Origin of the sequence: Variovorax sp. LjRoot130 (assembly GCF_964253755.1) — a bacterium.
Classification (GTDB): Bacteria; Pseudomonadota; Gammaproteobacteria; order Burkholderiales; family Burkholderiaceae_C; genus Variovorax.
Genome location: NZ_CAXURM020000001.1, coordinates 400,754 through 417,851, shown reverse-complemented (window position 1 = coordinate 417,851; position 17,098 = coordinate 400,754). Strand labels below are relative to the sequence as shown.

General features: G+C 65.9%; 20 protein-coding genes. 5 read left to right on the top strand and 15 right to left on the bottom strand.

Translation table 11 applies throughout. The annotated features are described in order from the left end of the window. Positions 1-5: 5 nt before the first annotated feature. The 9 genes from tuf to ACSQ86_RS02110 all read right to left on the bottom strand — a co-directional run bounded on the left by tuf (position 6) and on the right by ACSQ86_RS02110 (position 8,422). On the bottom strand, positions 6-1,199 hold the full coding sequence (gene tuf / locus ACSQ86_RS02150; protein ID WP_436296069.1) for an elongation factor Tu: 1,194 nt from the start codon (positions 1,197-1,199) through the stop codon (positions 6-8). A gap of 107 nt (positions 1,200-1,306) precedes the next feature. After that, positions 1,307-3,406 carry an elongation factor G gene (gene fusA / locus ACSQ86_RS02145; protein ID WP_436302518.1) on the bottom strand — a complete coding sequence of 700 codons (2,100 nt, stop codon included), beginning with the start codon at positions 3,404-3,406 and terminating at the stop codon, positions 1,307-1,309. Between the two features lie 84 nt (positions 3,407-3,490). After that, on the bottom strand, positions 3,491-3,964 hold the full coding sequence (gene rpsG, locus ACSQ86_RS02140; protein WP_093104188.1) for a 30S ribosomal protein S7: 474 nt from the start codon (positions 3,962-3,964) through the stop codon (positions 3,491-3,493). A 144-nt stretch (positions 3,965-4,108) separates the two neighbouring features. Continuing rightward, positions 4,109-4,486: a 30S ribosomal protein S12 gene (rpsL, locus tag ACSQ86_RS02135; RefSeq protein WP_028249584.1), complete on the bottom strand. Its 378-nt coding sequence runs from the start codon at positions 4,484-4,486 to the stop codon at positions 4,109-4,111. 160 nt (positions 4,487-4,646) lie between these two features. After that, entirely contained in the window at positions 4,647-5,816 is a 1,170-nt protein-coding gene (locus tag ACSQ86_RS02130) for a D-alanyl-D-alanine carboxypeptidase family protein (RefSeq protein ID WP_093104190.1), read from the bottom strand. Positions 5,817-5,838: 22 nt separating this feature from the next. Then, positions 5,839-6,471 carry an alpha/beta hydrolase gene (locus ACSQ86_RS02125; RefSeq protein ID WP_093104192.1) on the bottom strand — a complete coding sequence of 211 codons (633 nt, stop codon included), beginning with the start codon at positions 6,469-6,471 and terminating at the stop codon, positions 5,839-5,841. After that, positions 6,471-6,824 carry a (2Fe-2S) ferredoxin domain-containing protein gene (locus ACSQ86_RS02120; RefSeq protein WP_093104193.1) on the bottom strand — a complete coding sequence of 118 codons (354 nt, stop codon included), beginning with the start codon at positions 6,822-6,824 and terminating at the stop codon, positions 6,471-6,473. The genes ACSQ86_RS02125 and ACSQ86_RS02120 overlap by 1 nt, the downstream gene beginning before the upstream one ends. Positions 6,825-6,875: 51 nt before the next feature. Next, entirely contained in the window at positions 6,876-7,988 is a 1,113-nt protein-coding gene (locus ACSQ86_RS02115) for a VanZ family protein (RefSeq protein ID WP_093104195.1), read from the bottom strand. 5 nt (positions 7,989-7,993) lie between these two features. Further along, positions 7,994-8,422 carry a CopD family protein gene (locus ACSQ86_RS02110; protein WP_093104196.1) on the bottom strand — a complete coding sequence of 143 codons (429 nt, stop codon included), beginning with the start codon at positions 8,420-8,422 and terminating at the stop codon, positions 7,994-7,996. Between the two features lie 320 nt (positions 8,423-8,742). Here ACSQ86_RS02110 and hemB point away from each other — a divergent pair, with 320 nt between their 5' ends. Together hemB and ACSQ86_RS02100 are read left to right on the top strand one after the other, a co-directional pair. Continuing rightward, the gene (gene hemB, locus ACSQ86_RS02105; RefSeq protein WP_436308414.1) at positions 8,743-9,747 is read left to right on the top strand and encodes a porphobilinogen synthase; all 1,005 of its coding nucleotides are present in this window, start codon (positions 8,743-8,745) and stop codon (positions 9,745-9,747) included. A gap of 17 nt (positions 9,748-9,764) precedes the next feature. Further along, positions 9,765-10,901, top strand: a complete 1,137-nt coding sequence (locus tag ACSQ86_RS02100; RefSeq protein ID WP_436302514.1) for a magnesium transporter CorA family protein — start codon at positions 9,765-9,767, stop codon at positions 10,899-10,901. 56 nt (positions 10,902-10,957) lie between these two features. On the opposite strand, the gene ACSQ86_RS02095 is transcribed toward ACSQ86_RS02100, so the two are convergent. Both ACSQ86_RS02095 and ACSQ86_RS02090 read right to left on the bottom strand, forming a co-directional pair. Beyond that, entirely contained in the window at positions 10,958-11,326 is a 369-nt protein-coding gene (locus ACSQ86_RS02095) for a DUF4148 domain-containing protein (RefSeq protein WP_093104201.1), read from the bottom strand. Positions 11,327-11,526: 200 nt separating this feature from the next. Continuing rightward, positions 11,527-11,880 carry an alpha/beta hydrolase gene (locus tag ACSQ86_RS02090; protein ID WP_436302513.1) on the bottom strand — a complete coding sequence of 118 codons (354 nt, stop codon included), beginning with the start codon at positions 11,878-11,880 and terminating at the stop codon, positions 11,527-11,529. 107 nt (positions 11,881-11,987) lie between these two features. On the opposite strand from ACSQ86_RS02090, the gene ACSQ86_RS02085 reads away from it, so the two are divergent. Continuing rightward, entirely contained in the window at positions 11,988-12,947 is a 960-nt protein-coding gene (locus tag ACSQ86_RS02085; protein ID WP_436302512.1) for a LysR family transcriptional regulator, read from the top strand. Between the two features lie 9 nt (positions 12,948-12,956). Here ACSQ86_RS02085 and ACSQ86_RS02080 read toward each other — a convergent pair whose 3' ends face one another. Genes ACSQ86_RS02080 through ACSQ86_RS02070 form a run of 3 tightly spaced genes read right to left on the bottom strand, consistent with a single transcriptional unit; the run spans position 12,957 to position 15,161 of the window. Next, positions 12,957-13,826, bottom strand: a complete 870-nt coding sequence (locus ACSQ86_RS02080) for an amidohydrolase family protein (protein ID WP_436306238.1) — start codon at positions 13,824-13,826, stop codon at positions 12,957-12,959. Between the two features lie 28 nt (positions 13,827-13,854). Next, a complete protein-coding gene (locus ACSQ86_RS02075; RefSeq protein WP_436302511.1) occupies positions 13,855-14,538 on the bottom strand; it encodes a dienelactone hydrolase family protein in 684 nt (227 codons plus the stop codon). Between the two features lie 2 nt (positions 14,539-14,540). Then, complete coding sequence (locus tag ACSQ86_RS02070; protein WP_093104209.1) at positions 14,541-15,161, bottom strand: 2-hydroxychromene-2-carboxylate isomerase; 621 nt, start codon at positions 15,159-15,161, stop codon at positions 14,541-14,543. A 71-nt stretch (positions 15,162-15,232) separates the two neighbouring features. Here ACSQ86_RS02070 and ACSQ86_RS02065 point away from each other — a divergent pair, with 71 nt between their 5' ends. Together ACSQ86_RS02065 and ACSQ86_RS02060 are read left to right on the top strand one after the other, a co-directional pair. Continuing rightward, a complete protein-coding gene (locus ACSQ86_RS02065; protein ID WP_093104211.1) occupies positions 15,233-15,979 on the top strand; it encodes an SDR family oxidoreductase in 747 nt (248 codons plus the stop codon). Then, positions 15,979-16,635, top strand: a complete 657-nt coding sequence (locus ACSQ86_RS02060) for a MarC family protein (protein WP_093104212.1) — start codon at positions 15,979-15,981, stop codon at positions 16,633-16,635. Before ACSQ86_RS02065 ends, ACSQ86_RS02060 begins: the two co-directional genes overlap by 1 nt. Here the strand turns inward: ACSQ86_RS02060 and ACSQ86_RS02055 are convergent. After that, a complete protein-coding gene (locus ACSQ86_RS02055; RefSeq protein ID WP_436302510.1) occupies positions 16,632-17,096 on the bottom strand; it encodes a metallophosphoesterase family protein in 465 nt (154 codons plus the stop codon). The two genes, ACSQ86_RS02060 and ACSQ86_RS02055, sit on opposite strands and share 4 nt — an antisense overlap. Positions 17,097-17,098: the final 2 nt, after the last annotated feature.

Below are 17,098 nucleotides of genomic sequence, written 5' to 3'. Positions count from 1 at the left end.
TCGAATCAGATATCGAGGATCTTCGCCACCACGCCCGAGCCCACGGTGCGGCCGCCTTCGCGGATCGCGAAGCGCAGGCCTTCTTCCATGGCGATCGGGTTGATCAGCTTCACGGTGATGCTGACGTTGTCGCCGGGCATGACCATTTCCTTGTCCTTGGGCAGCTCGATCGCGCCGGTCACGTCCGTCGTGCGGAAGTAGAACTGCGGGCGATAGTTGTTGAAGAACGGCGTGTGACGGCCGCCTTCGTCCTTGCTCAGCACATACACCTCGGCGGTGAAGTGCGTGTGCGGCTTGATCGAGCCGGGCTTGCACAGCACCTGGCCGCGCTCGACTTCTTCGCGCTTGGTGCCGCGCAGCAGCACGCCGACGTTGTCGCCGGCCTGGCCCTGGTCCAGCAGCTTGCGGAACATTTCCACGCCGGTACAGGTGGTCTTCACCGTCGGGCGGATGCCCACGATCTCGATTTCCTCGCCGACCTTGATGACGCCGCGCTCCACAGCGCCGGTCACCACCGTGCCGCGGCCGGAGATGGAGAACACGTCTTCCACGGGCATCAGGAAGGTGCCATCGACCGCGCGCTCGGGCGTGGGGATGTAGGTGTCCAGCGCGTCAGCCAGCTTCATGATGGCTTCCTCGCCCAGCTTGCCCTTGTCGCCTTCCAGGGCGAGCTTGGCCGAGCCATGGATGATGGGGGTGTCGTCGCCGGGGAATTCGTACTTGTCCAGCAGCTCGCGCACTTCCATTTCGACGAGCTCCAGCAGCTCGGCGTCGTCCACCATGTCGCACTTGTTCAGGAAGACGATGATGTAGCCCACACCGACCTGACGGGCCAGCAGGATGTGCTCGCGGGTCTGGGGCATGGGGCCGTCGGCGGCCGAGCACACGAGGATGGCGCCGTCCATCTGGGCGGCACCGGTGATCATGTTCTTGACGTAGTCGGCGTGGCCGGGGCAGTCGACGTGGGCGTAGTGGCGGTTGGCCGTTTCGTATTCGACGTGGGCGGTGTTGATGGTGATGCCGCGCGCTTTTTCTTCAGGCGCCGCGTCGATCTGGTCGTAGGCCTTGGCTTCGCCGCCGAACTTCGTCGACAGCACCGTCGCAATCGCCGCCGTCAGCGTGGTCTTGCCATGGTCCACGTGACCGATCGTGCCCACGTTCACGTGCGGCTTCGTGCGGGTGAATTTTCCTTTTGCCATTTTCTATCCTTGAAAGAGCAGTGCCCGTGTATGGTTTAACGTCTGCACCATGTTGCTGGTTCTCTCGCCACGGGCAACGAGAGGCACACGGTCGCAGACAGAACTTCTTACTTGGTGCGGGAAGCGACAATGGCTTCGGCCACGTTGCGCGGAGCTTCGGCGTAGTGCTTGAACTCCATCGTGTAAGTGGCGCGGCCTTGCGACATCGAACGCAGCGTGGTCGAGTAGCCGAACATTTCCGACAGCGGGACCTCGGCCTTGATGGCCTTGCCGCCGCCCATCATGTCTTCCATGCCCTGCACCATGCCGCGACGTGAAGACAGGTCGCCCATCACGTTGCCGGCGTAGTCTTCAGGCGTCTCGACTTCCACGGCCATCATCGGCTCGAGAATGACCGGGCTGGCCTTGCGGCAGCCTTCCTTGAAGCCGAAGATCGCGGCCATCTTGAAGGCCATTTCGTTCGAGTCCACGTCGTGGTACGAACCGAAGTGCAGCGTGACCTTGACATCGACCACCGGATAACCGGCGAGCACGCCTTGGCCCAGCGCTTCGATCACGCCCTTTTCGACCGCCGGGATGTATTCGCGAGGAACCACGCCGCCCTTGATCGCGTCGACGAACTCGAAGCCCTTGCCGGCTTCCTGCGGCTCGATCTTGAGCACGACGTGGCCGTACTGGCCCTTGCCGCCCGACTGGCGCACGAACTTGCCTTCGGCATCTTCGACCGTCTTGCGGATGGTTTCGCGATAAGCCACCTGCGGCTTGCCGACGTTGGCTTCCACGCCGAACTCGCGCTTCATGCGGTCCACGATGATTTCGAGGTGCAACTCGCCCATGCCGGCGATGATGGTCTGACCCGACTCCTCGTCGGTCTTGACGCGGAAAGACGGATCTTCCTGCGCAAGACGCTGCAGCGCGATGCCCATCTTTTCCTGGTCGACCTTGGTCTTCGGCTCGACGGCCTGCGAAATCACCGACTCCGGGAACACCATGCGCTCGAGCGTCAGGATGGCAGCGGGGTCGCACAGGGTTTCGCCCGTGGTCACTTCCTTCAGGCCAATGCACGCGGCAATGTCGCCGGCGCGGATTTCGCTGACTTCCACGCGGTTGTTGGCGTGCATCTGCACGATCCGGCCGATGCGCTCCTTCTTGCCGCGCACCGGGTTGTAGACGCTGTCGCCCTTGGTCAGCACGCCCGAGTAGACGCGCACGAAGGTCAATTGGCCCACGAACGGGTCGGTCATGAGCTTGAAGGCCAACGCCGAGAACTTTTCGCTGTCGTCGGCTTTGCGGGTCGTCGGCGTTTCGTCTTCGTCCATGCCTTTGACCGGCGGAATGTCGGTCGGCGCTGGCATGTATTCGACGACGGCGTCGAGCATCGCCTGCACGCCCTTGTTCTTGAACGCGGAGCCGCACAGCATCGGCTGGATTTCGCCGGCGATGGTGCGCTGGCGGATGCCGGCCTTGATTTCGACCTCGGTCAGCGCGGTGCCTTCGAGGTACTTGTTCATGAGCTCTTCGCTCGATTCGGCGGCGGCCTCGACCAGCTTCTCGTGGTACTCGGCGCAGACGGCGGCCAGGTCGGCGGGGATCTCGCCATACTTGAAGGTCACGCCCTTCTCTTCGTCCCAGATGATCGACTTCATCTTGACGAGGTCGACGACGCCCTGGAAGCGGTCTTCGGCGCCGATCGGGATCTGGATCACGACGGGATTGGCCTTCAGGCGGTCCACCATCATCTGGCGCACGCGCAGGAAGTCGGCGCCCGTGCGGTCCATCTTGTTGACGAACGCGAGGCGCGGCACCTTGTACTTGTTGGCCTGGCGCCAGACGGTTTCGGATTGGGGCTGCACGCCGCCGACGGCGTCGTACACCATCACGGCGCCGTCGAGCACGCGCATCGAGCGCTCGACTTCGATCGTGAAGTCCACGTGGCCCGGGGTGTCGATGATGTTGATGCGGTGTTCGTCGAAGTTGGCGCCCATGCCCTTCCAGAAGCAGGTGGTGGCAGCGGACGTGATCGTGATGCCGCGCTCCTGCTCCTGCTCCATCCAGTCCATCGTGGCGGCGCCATCGTGCACTTCACCGATCTTGTGATTCACACCGGTGTAGAACAGGATGCGCTCGGTGGTGGTGGTCTTGCCGGCGTCGATGTGCGCAGAAATACCGATGTTGCGGTAGCGCTCGATGGGGGTCTTGCGGGACATGAAAATTACTCCGTTAACGGATGAAAGCCCGCCCACCGCATTCGGTGGGTCGGGCTTCCAGCCTGTCTGACTAGTGGGCTGTTGTTAGAAGCGGAAGTGGCTGAAGGCCTTGTTGGCTTCGGCCATGCGGTGCACTTCATCGCGCTTCTTCATGGCACCGCCACGGCCTTCCGTGGCTTCCATGAGTTCGTTGGCCAGACGCAGGGCCATCGACTTCTCGCCGCGCTTGCGGGCGGCTTCCTTGATCCAGCGCATCGACAGCGCCAGGCGACGCACCGGGCGCACCTCGACCGGAACCTGATAGTTCGCACCGCCGACGCGGCGCGACTTCACTTCGACCATCGGCTTGACGTTGTTGATGGCCATGGTGAAGGCTTCGACCGGGTCCTTGCCCGGGTTCTTCTTCTCGATCTGGTCGAGCGCGCCATAGATGATGCGCTCGGCGATCGCCTTCTTGCCGCCTTCCATGATCACGTTCATGAATTTGGACAGCTCGACATTGCCGTACTTGGGATCCGGCAGGATTTCACGTTTGGGGACTTCGCGACGACGTGGCATTTTTCTAACCTCTTTGCTTCAGTTGGCACCGTTTCCGGCACCGCGAGAGCCAACAAGAACTCTCACTTACTCGACCCAACAGCGGGTCACTTCGTCCGATGCGCCTGCCAGGGCACGCCGAACACCGTTGAACGACAGAAAGCCTTAAGCCTTCTTGGGGCGCTTCGCGCCGTACTTGGAACGCGACTGCTTGCGATCCTTCACGCCTTGCAGGTCCAGCGAACCGCGCACGATGTGGTAGCGCACACCGGGCAAGTCCTTGACACGACCGCCGCGAACCAGCACGACGCTGTGTTCCTGCAGATTGTGGCCTTCGCCGCCGATGTAGGAAATGACTTCGAAGCCGTTGGTCAGGCGCACCTTGGCGACTTTCCGCAGCGCCGAGTTCGGCTTTTTCGGGGTCGTGGTGTAGACCCGGGTGCAGACGCCGCGACGCTGCGGCGAGTTCTGCATGGCAGGGCTCTTCGACTTGATCTTTTCGACCTCGCGACCCTGACGCACCAGTTGATTGATGGTTGGCATGAATGAATAAGTCCCAAAACACCCCAGCAAGAATCCTTGTCGTGACACAAGGGGCCGGGAGATGACGAAAACGTGAATCCCTTCGGATTTTTCCGAAAAGCCCACGAGTATAGCAGTGCGGCCGTGACGCCGCAATTTCAGCTGCGCAGGGGCGCCGACCTCACTTGATCCAGAGCCGGACGGCGTCCCAGGCGCGGCCCAGCACGCCAGCTTGCTCGACCGGCTCCAGCGCCACGAGCGGCACTTCGGCGACCGGTTGGTCGGCCAGCGTGATCTTGAGCGAGCCGATCGGCTGGAAGCGGGAGAACGGCGCGACCAACGGGTCTGGCCGTGCCACTTGCGTCTTGATCTTGCTCGCCGAGCCGGCCGGGACCGCTACCACGATCGCCTCGGGACGGCCCAGCTTGACGGTGTTTTCCTTGCCCTTCCAGACCGCCGGCGTCGCCACCGCCTGGTTGGCGTCGAACAGGCGAACCGCGTCGTAAGCGGTGTAGCCCCAGTTCAGCAACTTCTGCGACTCGTTGGCCCGTGCGTTCTCGCTCGCCGCGCCCAGAACGATCGACAGCAGGCGCCGGCCGCCGCCGAGGTTCGGGAAATCGCGCTTCGAGGTCACGATCATGCAGTAGCCGGCCGCATCGGTGTGGCCGGTCTTGAGGCCGTCGACGGTCGGGTCGCGGAACAGCAGCAGATTGCGGTTGGTGTCGTTGGTCGAGGGAGTGCCGGGATAGCGGTACTTCTTGATGGCGTAGTAGTGCACATACTCCGGAAAGTCGCGCATCAGGCGCGTCGCCAGGATGCTGAGGTCGCGCGCCGTGGTGCTATGGCCCGGCGCCGTGAGGCCTTCGGGATTCTTGTAGCTGGTGTTCTTCATGCCGAGCGCCTTGGCTTGCTCGTTCATGAGTTCGACGAAATGCTCGACCGTGCCGCCCACGCCTTCGGCCAGCGCGACGGTGGCGTCGTTGCCCGACTGGACGATCAAGCCCTTGACCAGGTCTTCGACCGGCACCTGCATCTTGGGGTCGATGAACATGCGCGAGCCGGGCATCTTCCAGGCGCGCGGGCTGACCGGCAAGGTCTGCTGCAGGCTGATCTTCTTGGCCTTGAGCGCGTCGAACACCAGATAAGCCGACATCAGCTTGGTGAGCGAGGCCGGTTCGACCGGGCTGTCGATGTCCTTTTGCGCGAGCAGCTGGTTGGCCGTGATGTCGAGCAGCAGGTAGCTGCGCGCCGCGACTTCGGGCGGCGCCGGCACCTGGGCGTGGACGACCATGCAGAAGGATGCGGCAGCGGCCACCGCGAGCGCGCGCAGCGCGTCGAGAAAACGATTCATGGGGATGCGAAGAGACGAAAAACTAGCCCGCGCGCAGGTGGCGGACGACCAGACTTTTGAGCAGCGGCAATTGTCCGTGAAAGAAATGACCGCCTCCGGGAACGACTGTGACAGGAAGTGACTGCGGCCGCGCCCAGTCCATCACGGCAGCGAGCGGCACGGTGTCGTCGTGCTCGCCGTGCACGACCAGCGTGCGTTCGTGCGCCTCCGCCGGCAACGTAGCAACGGAAAAGCGCGAGGCGGCCGTGCCGACCAGCACCAGATGCCGGATGTCCCTCGTCGCCCAGAGCTTCTCGGCCGTGCAGCTCGCCACGAAGGCGCCGAACGAGAAGCCGGCGATGGCCAGCGGCCCCTCGGGCGCCAACTGCTCGACGACGGCCAGCATGTCGTCGCGCTCGCCGCGTCCTTCGTCGTGCGCCCCTTCGCTGGCGCCGACACCGCGGAAGTTGAAGCGCACGGCGGTCCATCCGCACGAAACGAAGGCGCGCGCCAGCGTCTGCACCACCTTGTTGTCCATGGTGCCGCCGAAGAGCGGATGGGGATGGGCGATCACCGCCACGCCGAGCGCCGGCGAGCCCGCGGCCGCCGCGTCGCGCAGCACTTCGATGGCGCCCGCGGCGCCCTTCAGCTGGATTTTTTCGGTTCTGGAATTCATCAGCGCCCCACCTCGGGCGGCAACAGCAGCCGCTCGACCACTTTGCCGTTCTTCAGATGCGATTCGACGATCTCGTCGATGTCGTCCTCGTCGACGAAGGTGTACCAGACGGCTTCCGGATAGACCACCGCCACCGGCCCGCCCGCGCAGCGGTCGAGACAGCCCGCCTTGTTGACGCGCACCTTGCCGGGCCCGGCCAGTCCGGCCTCCCTGATGCGGGCCTTGCAGCGATCGAAGCCCGCCTGGGCGTTGTGCTTCGAGCAGGAGTCCTCTTCGTTCTTGCGTTCGTTCAGGCAGAAGAAGATGTGCCGAGCGTAGTAGCCGCGCGGCGGCGGGATGCTGGAATTGGACATCGAACCATTCTATTGAGCGTGCGACGCGAACACTGGGCGCCGGGGTATGGGCTACGCCGGCCGCGTCCGGCGCGACAGCGCGGCCAGCACGTAGGCCAGCGTGGCGAAGGGCCAAAGCCAGCCCAGCCACTGCGCGAGCCCGTGGAAACGGATGAAGCGCCCCTGCTCCCAGGTCGCCAAGGTTTGTGCGAAATAAGCGCTCTCGGGCGCCTGGTTGAGCAGGCTCAGGTGGACCACGAGCGCGATCAGCAGCAAGCCTGCACAGAACCGGCGCGGCGCGGGCAGCAGCAGCACGCCCAGAACCAGCGCCGCCACGATGCCGACCTGCACCGGCAGGCTCAGCCAGGCCCAGGCGTGCTCGGGGCCGTAGCTCAGCGCGGCCGACAAGGCAGTGGCCGCCATCCCGGCCACAAGCACCAGCGGCAGCAGGACGGCCCGGCGAGAGATCGAGCGCGTGACCAGGAAGGCCAGCAGACAGGGCACCAGCGCTCCCAGCATGACGCACAGCAGTTCGACGCCGGGTACCAGCGGCTCGAGCTCGAACTGGCGCACCGGCATCCAGTCTATGAAAGGGGTGTCGAGGAGCCATTCCGAAATCGCCGCCTCGAGCCGTTCGAACACCTGGCCCAGCCCGAAAGTGACCGCTGCCGGAAACAGCAGTGCCAGCGGCCACAGCGCCAGCAGCACCAGCGCGCCGCGCGACTCCTCGACGAACCAGTTGGAACGGGTCCGGTGCCAATGCGCCACGGCACCGAAGCGCTCGAGCGCCGCCGCGAGCACGGCGCCCGCCAGCGCACCCGCACTGTTCAGTCCGAGGTCGACATTGGAGGGAATGCGCGAGGGCAGGTAGCTTTGCAAGGTCTCCATCGCGAAAGCGATCGCGGCGCCGGCCGCCGTGGCGCGCAACACCGCGCCCGCCACGCCGACGCCCGGCCGGGTTCGCAGTACTGCGATCGCCGCCAGGAAACCGAAGGGCATGTAGCCCGCGACGTTGACCCCGAAGTCGAAGCCGGTCCAGTACTTGGGCCACGGCGCCGCCAGATAGGCCCAGGGCGCGATGCCCTGGTCGCGCCAGTCGGCGAAGGGATAGAGACTCGCGTAGACGATCAGCGCCGCATAGGCGAGCGCGAGGGGCAGTGCGGCGGACTTGTGCTGGGTTCCCACCGTGCTCAGAACGGCTTGACCACGACCAGCACCACGATCCCGAGCAGCAGCAGCACCGGCACTTCGTTGAACCAGCGGTACCAGCGCTCGCCGCGCCGGTCTGCGCCCGAGACGAACTTGCGCAGCAGCACCCCGCAGGCATGGTGATACCCGATCGCGAGCAGCACCAGGGCCAGCTTGGCATGCATCCAGCCGTTGCCCGGACCGCGTCCGATGCCATAGCCGAGCCAGAGCCAGAGCCCGAAGCCGAGCGCCGGCACGGCCAGGAAAGTGGTGAACCGGAACAGCTTGCGCGCCATGAGAACCAGCCGCGCGCGTTCGGCCACGGATTCGGGCGCCACCATCGCCAGGTTCACGAAGATGCGCGGCAGATAGAACAGTCCCGCGAACCAGCTCGCAATGAACACGATGTGCAGTGATTTGACCCAGAGCATGGCGGCAGTTTAGTGGCGCGCCCCATTGGCGCAGGGCGATTGAAAGGGGCAAAAAAAAGCCCGGCGTCAAAACGCCGGGCTGGGAAGCCCTTTTGCTGTCACACATCAAGGCACCCGCTCAGGGAGGAAAAGCGGGGGGCGGCAAGCCGCCCAACTCGGAATTTAGCAAAGGCATTACAACCTATCAAGCGAGTTCTAATCTTTTTCCCCGAATTGGTAGAGCACATAGTTCCAACGTATTACTGCACCGAAGCCGCGGAAAGACCGCTCGAGGGGCTGTATCAGAGGGCAATCCCGGCACTTCAGGCACAATTTTCCGCATGACCCTCCACGCTCCTTTTCCTGCGGGCCGACCGCGCCGGCTGCGCCGCGATGCCTTCACACGCAATCTCGTACGTGAGCACACGCTCAGCGTTCACGACCTGATTTACCCGGTGTTCGTGCAGGAAGGCCAGAAGCGGCGCGACGCCGTGCCCTCGATGCCCGGCGTCGACCGGCTCAGCCTGGATCTGTTGCTGCCGGTCGCCGAACAGTGCGCGGCGGCAGGCATCCCGGTGATGGCGCTGTTTCCGGTGATCGATGCCGGCCTCAAGACGCCGGCCGGGGACGAGGCTTTCAACCCCGAGGGCCTGATCCCGCGCGTGGTGGCCGCCCTCAAGTCACGCTTCCCGGAACTGGGCGTGATGACCGACGTGGCGCTGGACCCCTACACCAGCCATGGCCAGGACGGCCTGCTCGACGACACCGGCTACATCCTGAACGACCCGACCGTCGAGGTGCTGGTCAAGCAGGCGCTCGTGCAGTCGCAAGCCGGCGTGGACATCGTGGCGCCTAGCGACATGATGGACGGCCGCATCGGCGCGATCCGCAGCGCCCTCGAGTCCGCCGGCCAGATCCACACGCGGATCATGGCCTACAGCGCCAAGTACGCGAGCGCCTTCTACGGCCCCTTCCGCGACGCCGTCGGCTCGGCAGCCAACCTCGGCAAGAGCAACAAGAAGGTCTACCAGATGGACCCCGGCAACAGCGACGAGGCGCTGCGCGAGGTGGCGATCGACATCGCCGAGGGCGCCGACATGGTGATGGTGAAGCCCGGCATGCCCTACCTCGACATCGTGCGCAGGGTGAAGGACGCGTTCCAGGTCCCGACCTTCGCCTACCAGGTCAGCGGCGAGTACGCGATGCTCAAGGCCGCGGCGCAGAACGGCTGGCTCGACCACGATGCCGTGATGCTCGAAAGCCTGCTGGCCTTCAAGCGCGCCGGCGCCGACGGCGTGCTCACCTACTTCGCGCTCGATACCGCCCGGCTGCTGCAGCAACAGTAGCGGACCGGTCGGGCACCATGCGCGTCTTCGAAATCAGCGGCTCGCGAATCACCGAACACGAGGCGCTCGCGCCGATGGCCGTGCCCGGCGCCTGCGCCAGCGGCTATCTGTGGATTTCGCTCACGCGGGACGAATTCCGCAGCTCGCTCGCCGAGGTGCAGGGCATCCTGCAGTCGCTCTGCGGCACCCAGCTGGTCGACCTCCATGTGGCCGACCTGGTCAACGACCAGTTGCCCTCGCACTACGACTACACCTCGCAGTACGACGTGCTGGTCTTTCGCCGGCTCGCGGCTGCCAACGGCACGGCGCCGAAGAGCGCCGAGCCGACGCTGGCGCGCGGCGGCCCGCCGGTGCTGCGGCGCGTCGATACGCGGCCGGTCGGCTTTGCGGTCTTCGACCGCGTGCTGCTGTCCGTCCATCCGGAAGACGGCGCGGTGCGCGATGCCTTTGCCGCCCGCCTGCTGGCCGCTGCGGCCTCGGAGGGGCGCGGCGGTGCGGCTGCCCCGGCGCTCGACGTCCGCGCCGTTTCCACGCGCGTGCCGCCGAATCCTGCCGACCTGATGCTGCGCGTGGTGAACCTGATCGTCGACGCCTACCTCGACCTGCGGCGCGAGCTGACGCGGCAGCTGGACCACTGGCAGGCCGAGCTGATCGACCCCCGCAGCCGCTTCACGAACTGGAGCGCGCTGATGGATGCGCGCCAATCGCTGCACCACCTGGACGAGATTTGCGAAGACCAGCGCGCAGCCATCCAGGACTGGATCGATGCGCTCGAAACCCTGCCGCCGCCCGAAGGAGCGGCCGCGTTGCGCGAACGCGAACTGATCATGGTGCGCAGCCGCGACGTGCTCGAGCACATCCAGCGCGTGGTGCACCACGTGCGGCGGCTCGAACAGAACGCCGAGACCGCCGTGCAGATGCACTTCAGCGTGCAGAGCCACCGCGCCAACGACATCATGCGGGTGCTCACGGCGCTCACGGCGATCTTTCTTCCGCTCAACCTGATTGCCGGCATCTTCGGCATGAACTTCGAGTTCATCCCGCTCGTGCACAAGGCCGACGGCTTCTGGATCGCCATGGCCTCGATGGCCGTGATCGCGCTGCTGCTGGTGGTCGTGTTCTGGCGCAAGCGCTACCTGGCCCGAAGCAGATAAACAAAAAACCGGGCAGCGCACTAGCGCTGCCCGGTCCTTCTGTGGGGTCGGCGAATTTACTTGGCCGCGGGGGTGCCTTCCTTCTGCGCTTGCTGGAGCGTGGCGGCGCGGTTGGGCATGGTCGAGATCACGCGGCTGTTGACGCGCGAGCCGCTGGTCACGTTCTGGTCGGGCGCATTCGCCGTGGCGACGGCTTGGGCACGCACAGCCGCCGAATCAGCCACCGAGGTGAAGGGATCGGCGCCACGCGAACCGCGCGTCACGTTCTGGTTGGGAGCGGCAGCCGCACGGACGGCTTCGGCTTCGACGTCGGCGCGGTTCATGCCCGACACCGACTTTTGAACGCCTTCGTAGCTTTCGGCCTGGGCGCCGGCAGCGGCCAGAAGGGAGAGAGCGGCGGCGGCGATGATTTGCGAGGTCTTCATTTCAGGTCCTTTGGAATTCGTCGGAGTGGTTGCTGACCAGGCTCGCGGGATGGCTGGCCTGTGCGACGAAGTTTCCGGTGGAATGACCTCGGGAAATTACCTAGAAAAGAGACACCGCGTTTCCGGGATCGAAACAATAAAAAACCGAGCCCATGCTTTCGCATGGCCCGGCTTTGTCGCTCGTCGCGCGAGCTGGCGAATTACAGCCCGGCTTGGCGCGTCGTCACGAAACGCGGGTTCGAGAACTGCGACGGAATCACGCTGCCGGCGAAGGATTCGCGGCGCACGTTCTGGTTCGGCCTATGGGCATGGGCCACGGCTTCGGCGCGAACCTCGGCACGGTCACGAGCGCTCACCAGAACCGTCGTGGGACCCGCGACGTAGCCTTCGGCATACGGGTTTGCGCTGCGGGCAGCGACGACCGCCTGGGCATTCACTTCGGCGCGGCTGTTGGCCGACACCAGCGAGTGCACGCCGTCATAGGTTTCGGCCTGTGCGCCGGCAGCGGCGAGAATCGAGAGAGCGGCGGCGGCGATGATCTTCGAGGTCTTCATTTCAATCTCCTTTGGTTGGTGTGGGATGAAGTTTGCGCCTGAATCTAGGTAAAAACCCTTGGCTTTCTGAACCACCGCATTCACGAAATTGAAACAATGGAAGCCCGATGGACGGCCTGGACCTGCTGAAAGCCTTTCGTGAAGTTGCCGAACGCGGCAGCTTCTCCCGCGCTGCCAAGGTGTTGGGCACCTCGAAGGCCACCGTCAGCAAATACGTCGCGCAGCTCGAAGAGCGCTTCGGGGTGCGCCTGCTCAACCGCTCCACGCGCTCGGTCAGCCTGACCGATGCCGGTCAACTGCTGCTCGAGCGCAGCAAGCCGCTGATGGAGATGGTCGAGCTCACGCAGAGCGAGCTGCAGGAACATGCGGGCCATCCGCGCGGGCGGCTTCGCATCACGGCGCCGCACGGGTTCGCCCAGAGCGCCTTTCCGGACATCCTGAGCGAGTTCATCAAGACCTATCCCGACGTTCATGTGAGCCTGCACCTGAGCAACCGCGTGATCGATCTGGTGGAGGAAGGCGTGGACATCGCGCTGCGCCTCGGGCGTATCCGCGACGAGAACCTGATCGTGCGGCGCCTGCGCCAGATGGACCTGGTGCTGTGCGCCGCGCCTTCCTACTGGGCCCGGCGCGGCCTGCCCAAGAAACCCGACGACATGCGCAGTCACGACGTGCTGACCTACTCGCTCGCCGAGGGCGCGCCGCACCTGCCCTTCGAGGTCGACGGCAAGCCCTACATCGTGCCGGTGCAAAGCCGCATGGATGCCAACGATGCCGCGCCGCTGATCGGCGCCGCGCTCGCCGGACTCGGCGCCGTCTGCGTGCCGGCGATGATGGCGCAGTCGCATGTCGAGCGCGGCGCGCTGGTGCCGGTGCTGAAGGAATACATGCCGCGCGACCTGTGGCTCTACGCGGCCTATTCGCAGCGCCGCCACAACAGCGCGGCGCTGCGCGCCCTGCTGGATTTCCTCGAGGACCGCGTGCGGAAATCGGCAGCGGCGCTGGCTCCTCCCGAGGCCGCCGCCGTCAAGCCTGCCAGGCGGGTGCGTCAGCCGGTGAGCGCCTGACGACAGGGTTCAGCGCAGACCGAACAGCGCCGCCGCGTTGCCCCACGCGATGCGCTGCGCCACCTCGGGCGGCACGTCACCCAGCCATCGGCGATAGCCGCCCATGATCTCGTCGTAGGCGCTCCAGCGCTGGTTGACCCAGGTGTCGGAGCCGACCAGGAAACGCTCCGGATACTTGAGGATCAACGCGCGCCACTCGGGGCACAGCGTGCCGCCCTCGCAGGTGAGGCCCGGCCGGTAGGAGAGCTCGCCCATCAGCAGCGGATAGCGCTCCAGCAGGGCCTGCACGCGCGCCACCGGCGCGCCGCCGATGCCGGTGTGGGCCCAGATGAGCCGCAGCGCCTTTCCCTTGGATGGCGCGTGCGCCATCAGCAGATCGATCGCGACGTCGTCGACATGCGCCAGCACCGCGAGCTTCTTTTCTTCCGCCAGAACGATCAGCTTCCTGGCGACCGGCCCGTTGGCGTTGGCGCTGTCGTAGAGATGGAACTCCCCCAGCCCCCGGTAGGGCCCGCTCGCCGTGCCGCGCGCCAGTTCGGCCTGCACCATCTCGTAGATGCTCTCGTCGCGGAACCAGTTGCCGTAGTCGTCGCGATTCCGGTAGAGCCGCACGAAGGGCACCACGGTCACGCCGGCCTCGCGCGTCTCGCGCGCCGCGGCCAGCGTCTGCGTGCCGGCGTTGGGCCGCGAGTTGGCGATGATGGCTTTCACGCCGTTGCGCTGCATGCGCGCCAGGGCTTCGGAGGGCGGGTACGGGCCGGTGTCGCCGTCCCAGGCTTCCTGGTTGTAGTGCAGGTGGGTGTCGAACAGCGGGCCGCCGTAATCGGCCGCCTGCGCGCCGAACGCGGCAGCCGCCAGCAAGGCCGGCACCCAACGCATCAGATGCCGCGTCACGCCATACCCCCGCTCAGCCGACGTGCTTCGCAAAAAAGGCCAGCGTGCGCTCGCGCGCCAGCTTGGCGGCCTCGGCGTTGTACGAGCCCCGCTGGTCGCAATTGAAGCCGTGGCCGGATTCGTAGACATGCACCTCGACCTCCGGGTGGGCCTTCTTGAAGGCCTCGATGGTGTCGAGCGGAATCCAGTGGTCGTTGTTGCCGAAATGGGCGAGCACCGGCACCTTGGGCTGGATCGCGCTCTCCTCCGGCGCCGTCATCCCGCCGCCGTAGTAAGGCGCCGCCGCCGCAAGGCCGGAGACCTTCGCCGATGCGCGCCACGTGAGCAGGCCGCCCCAGCAGTAGCCGACGATGCCGACCTTGCCGGCACGGGCCGCGTATTCCACCGCCGCCTGGATGTCCTGCAGCACACCCGGTGCCGGCAGCGCCTCGACGGCGGTCTTGAGCTCGAAGCCGGCCTTCATGTCCTCGTCGCTGTAGCCCAGTTCGACGCCCGGCTTGACGCGATGGAAGGTCGAGGGCGAGACCGCGAGATAGCCGTCGGCCGCATAGCCGTCGGCCACCGATCGGATGTGCGAGTTGACGCCGAAGATTTCCGGCACCACGACGATCGCGCCCTTCGGCTTGCCCGCGGGTTCCGCCACGTAGGCCGGAAAGCCAAAGCCGTCTTTGGCGGTGAGATCGATGAACTGGCCCATGGTCATGCTCCTGAGGTGGATGGTTGTTGAATCAATGCGCGTTCGACGAAATCCAGCCGGTCCTGGCCCCAGAAGATCTCGCCGTCGATCACGTAGCTCGGCGCACCGAACACCTTGGCGTCGATGGCCTGCTGCGTGTAGTCCTCGTAGCGCTCCTGGACCGTCTGGCTTTGCGACTGCTCGCATCGTTTGGCCGGCAAGGCGCATTCGCCGACCAGCACTTCGAGCACCTTGGGATCGGCGATGTTGCGCTCCTGCACCCAGACCGCGGCGAACACGGCGCCGCAGAGCTTCATCGCGGCCTCGGTGCCGTCGTGCAGGTCGACCGCGATGATGAGCTTCGCCGCGTCGTCGGCAGCGACCGGAAAGAACTTGGGCTTGGGGTTCAACGGAATGTCGAGGTGGCGCGAGAAGCGCGCCAGCTCCAGCAGCCGGTAGGCCTGGCGCTGCGGTGCGCGCTTGCCGAGCGGCAGGCCGCCCGAGACCGGATACACGGCGCCGAGATCGACCGGCCGCACCCGCACCGTGGCGCCGTTGGACTTGGCGAGCGCAGCGAAGCGCGCATGCCCCAGGTAGGCCCAGGGGCTCTGGGGCGTGAAGTAGTAGTCGATGGTGTGGGTCACAAGCCGCTCCCGATGATGTAATCGTGCGCACGGTTTTAACTGAGGCACGGCTTTCGTGCAGGAGGTGGGATTTGGACCAGGTGCTCTTGATCACCGGCGGCAGCCGCGGCATCGGTGCCGCGACGGCACTGCTGGCCGCGCAGCGCGGTTTCGCGGTGGCCGTCAACTATGCCAGCAACTCGCTGGCCGCCGACGAGGTGGTGCGCACGATCCGCGACGGCGGCGGCCGCGCGATCAGCGTGCAGGCCGACGTCGGCGACGAGGCGCAGGTGCTCGCGATGTTCGAGAAAGTCGATGCGAAGTTCGGCCGCCTCACGGCGCTGGTCAACAACGCCGGCGTGGTCGACGTGCAGGCGCGCGTCGACCAGATGAGCGTGGCGCGGCTCGACCGCATGCTGCGCATCAACGTGATCGGCAGCTTCCTCTGCGCACGCGAGGCGGTGCGGCGCATGAGCACGAAGCACGGCGGCAGCGGCGGCGCCATCGTCAATCTCTCCAGCGCCGCCGCGCGCCTGGGCTCGCCGGGCCAGTACGTCGACTACGCGGCCAGCAAGGGTGCCATCGACAGCTTCACGATCGGGCTGGCCAAGGAGGTCGCCGACGAAGGCATCCGCGTCAACGCGGTGCGACCGGGCCTGATCGACACCGAGATCCATGCCTCGGGCGGCCTGCCCGACCGCGCCGCCCAGCTCGCCCCCACCGTGCCGATGAAGCGCACCGGCAGCGCCCAGGAGGTCGCCAACGGCATCGTGTGGCTGCTGTCGGAAGAAGCGAGCTACGTGACGGCCACCTTTCTCGACGTGACAGGCGGAAGGTGATGGCAACACCGACGATGGACCTGGTCAAGCCGATGATCACGCTGCTGGCCATCGTGAATCCGCTGGCGATCGTGCCTTTCTTCATCCACTACACGCAGGGCTATACCGAGGCCCAGCGCAAACGCACCGCGTGGGTGTCGGCCTTCAGCGCCTTCGTGGTCATCGCGGTCTGCGCGCTGCTCGGGCTTCAGTTGCTGTCCTTCTTCGGCATCTCGATCGCGAGCTTCCAGGTCGGCGGCGGCATGCTGCTCCTGATCAGCTCGCTCAGCATGCTCAACGCGCAGCCGGCCGAATCCAAGACCAACAAGGAGGAGATCCGGGCCACGGAAGTGAAGGCCTCGCTGGGCGCCTCGATCGCGGTGGTGCCGCTCGCCATTCCGCTCCTGACCGGGCCGGCCACCATGTCGACCGTGGTCATCTATGCCGAGAAGACGCAGCACCTCTGGGAGCTCGCGGTGCTGGTCGGCTACGGCATGGTGATCGGGCTGGCGACCGGCCTCACCTTCTCGCTGGCCGAGCCGATCGCACGCGTGCTCGGCAAGACCGGCATCAACGTGATGACGCGCTTGATGGGCCTGATCCTTGCGGCGCTGGCGGTCGAGGTGATGGCCGACGGGCTCGGCACGCTGTTTCCGGCGCTCGCGCGCGCGCCCTAGCCCTTCACCAGTTCGACGATGCGCGGCGTGACCACGCCGTCATCGATCTTCAGCTCCGCCGCCGAAATCGGCAGCCTGAAGCGGCGCGGGCCGGCGCTGCCGGGATTGACGTAGAGAACCCCATCGCGCTCTTCGGTCCGCGGCCGATGCGAGTGCCCGGACACCACCACCCGGACGCCCGCGGCGGCCGGGTCGATGTCGAGCTGCGCGAGATCGTGGATCGCATAGAGACGCAGGCCGCCGAACTCGACCAGCGCCGTGTCGGGCACCGCCTCGGCCCACGCCCCCCGGTCGTTGTTGCCGCGCACCGCCGTCAGCGGCGCGATGGCGGCCAGCGCTTCGAGAATGCTCGCATCGCCGATATCACCGCCATGCACGATGTGCTCGCAACCGCGCAGGAACGCGAGCGCCTCGGGCCGCAGCAGGCCATGCGTGTCGGAGATGAGACCGATGCGGTGCATGC